Source organism: Roseateles sp. P5_B10 (assembly GCF_056400485.1).
On the sequence record NZ_JBFULE010000707.1, the window covers coordinates 1 to 2,711 of the forward strand.

2 protein-coding genes and 1 pseudogene are annotated in these 2,711 nt (G+C 63.2%); all 3 read right to left on the reverse strand.

Annotated features, from left to right (window positions below):
- Positions 1-417, reverse strand: a pseudogene (locus AC1DU6_RS26290) (hypothetical protein); the annotation flags it as partial.
- Positions 418-539: 122 nt separating this feature from the next.
- A complete protein-coding gene (locus AC1DU6_RS26295) occupies positions 540-782 on the reverse strand; it encodes a hypothetical protein (RefSeq protein WP_457325781.1) in 243 nt (80 codons plus the stop codon).
- Positions 783-805: 23 nt separating this feature from the next.
- Entirely contained in the window at positions 806-2,257 is a 1,452-nt protein-coding gene (locus AC1DU6_RS26300; protein WP_477860715.1) for a S8 family peptidase, read from the reverse strand.
- Between the last annotated feature and the right edge of the window lie 454 nt (positions 2,258-2,711).

Below are 2,711 nucleotides of genomic sequence, written 5' to 3' on the forward strand. Positions count from 1 at the left end.
GGACATGGCTGGCGACGAGCCGACCTGCGCAAGTTCTCGCTGGTGCTGCCATTCCGATCGCAGCATTGAAATGGCCCGCTCCAGCGAGGCGGRCATGAGCGGCGATGGGCGCCCCTCGCCTGGGAATGTGACGTCAAGCAACCTCGCACCCGTCTCGCGATCCGCTGGCAGCTGCGTGGTCGACAGCAAGACTTCGCCTGGCAGGCCGACCGAAGACTTGGACTGAACCAGGCGCCGAGGCGTCATCGACTGGTGCCGGTCTGCGGATGCCAGCAGCATGCGCAGCGCTTGTGCATCCTTGTTGGCCCCGTCTTTGTCCAGCGCCTCCGACAGCCGAGTGACCTGATGACGAACAGTCTCCGAGGACGAGTCGAGCGCCAGCCTGCAGATGGTGTGAATGATGGAAAAGTTGTCCATCGGCAGCCTCCGAATCCAATATTTTTGGGAAATTTCCGCTTTAATTGGGAAATTTACCCCATCTCCTGAGGTGCAGGTGTAAAAAAGGACGCCGAAGCGTCCCTTTATTTAGGTGTGACTGACTAGCGTCGCCGAGCCCTGATCCGTGCGTCCGGACGCGGCACAGTGGCCATCTGCTCAGAAATGATCCAACCAGGCAACCGGGCAGACAGGCCGCCGATCCGGGTGTGGGGAACCTCGGCGAGCATGTTGTTGCCGGTCTGGCTGAGCACCCGGCCGCACGTGGCGGTGTCCGTCACAACCGTGACGGCTTCCGCCGCGGACACAGCGGCGTCCTTGGTTCGGCGGAGGATCACTTGGCTCATAGGACGAACTCTACAGGAGCGGTCTATTGAGGCAAGCCTTGGCCTTCATATTCCTTGTCGAAGCCGGCAGGTTTGCACATTGCGAAAAATAGTCCCCGGATCTTGCTGGCCCGCTCTCGACCACGCTCAGGACCCCGGGGGATCTTGAGGATGTCCTCGTTGCGGCTCAGCTCCGCAGCGAGCAGGCCGCACGCAACAGGGCACGCCATCGATGTGCCACTCATCGCGCCATAGCCTCCACCGGGAACCGTCGACACCATGCCGACGCCGGGCGCTGTGGCGCTGACTTCGGGGCCGATGTTCGTGAACTTGGCCGCGTAGCGCTTCTTCTCCAGCTTGGACCAAGGCGCCATTTCATCCAGCGCCTCAACCGAGGAAGCCGGGTAGGTGCCTTTCTGGCCAATCGCTGTGATCGAAAGCACGTCTGACCACCGCGCAGGGAACAGCAGGTCCTGGCGCCCGTCGTTGCCGGCAGCAGCAATACACACCGTGCCTTGGGCGTACGCCTCCGAGATCGCATCTCGCACGGCCTCGTCGGGCACCTTCGTACCCAAGCTCAGGTTGATCAGGTCGCAGCCATCAGCGACGGCAGCTTCAATCGCTCTCAGAATGTCGTAGTTGATTGCATCGCCACCGTCGTTGGGAAACACCCGGTACGAGTTCAGCGTGACGGCGGGTGCTCGCCCGCCGCGCTTGGTGCCAGCGACGAGCGCACCGGCAATCAGGCCGGCGACGTGCGAGCCATGTTCGCCTTCCTCGGTGGCCGGCGAGCCATCGCCTGCGTCGCCTTCGCTCGAAACCAGGCAACGCGAATGCTTGACAGTCAGGTGCGGGTGGTTGCCATCGACGCCGCTGTCGATGACGCCGACAACGACGCCTGCGCCGTCGGTCGTCTTTGGCGTCTTGTACAACGTGTTGGCGAGGTCGTCGTGAGACRGGTCGATGTCGTCGAGCGTCACCGTGTGGCCGTCCACGAGCTTCAGATTGCGCTCCACGCGGCCCCAATGGCCGTTCGGGTCGGGGTAGACAGCAAGCACTTCGAGCTGGGGACCAGAGGGCAGCCGAAGCCGGACTTCGCCCCGCTTGGTGGTGTACCCATCGTCACCCAGTTCCTGATCTTCATCGTTAAGCGCGACCACCAATGCGCCGGCGATGGGTTTGCCCGCCTGATCGACGACCTTCACGCGCAGCGTGGGTAGCGGCTTGGCCGCCTTGGTCGTCTGCCGAGTCACAGTCAGTCGCGGTGTCCGAGTCAGGTGATAGGTCACGACGGGCACGGCGCGCACGGCCGGCTCCTGCACCTGCAACGACGCGAGCTCCTGCGGGCTCAGCTCTGCCAGCTTGGCACCGGTGGCGGAAGCGGAATGGATGATCTCGATCGACTTGGGAACGGAGCTCGTCGKCGCGCTGCTGGCCTTCAGACGCGCCCTCAATGTCCTCGTGTAGGTTGGGGTCGCCGCACCAACGGACTTCATGTCCGATGAGTGCGTACCTTGAACAGGCAGCAGCACGTATCGGGCCCTGTGCTCTGGCTGGTTGYGTTTTCCCGTCATTGCAATGCTCCCTGGAAGTTGTTTGTTAGGCGCGGGATTCTGCCTGCGTCGGAATGGCTTTGGCGGCCGCCAAGCCATTGCGCGGCGATGTCCCCACGAATGTCCAAGGGCATTGGGCCGGGGTTTGACGTCGCCCCTTCGTCCGTGAGCAAAGCCAGGCATGGAACGGGCCGCACTGTTTGCGGCGCAACTGCGCATCAGCCCCCTTCACACGGGGCTCATCTCAGCTCTTGGAGACGCGGCCGCGAGACGTCTTCGCAGTTGACCGAGTCTTCTTGGGCGGCTCAGCAGCCGGAGCGTCAAAAAGGCTGCCGACCGGGACCTTGAGTGCCGTCGCGAGGTCGTGAATCACGGTCAGTGTCGGATTGGCCGCGCC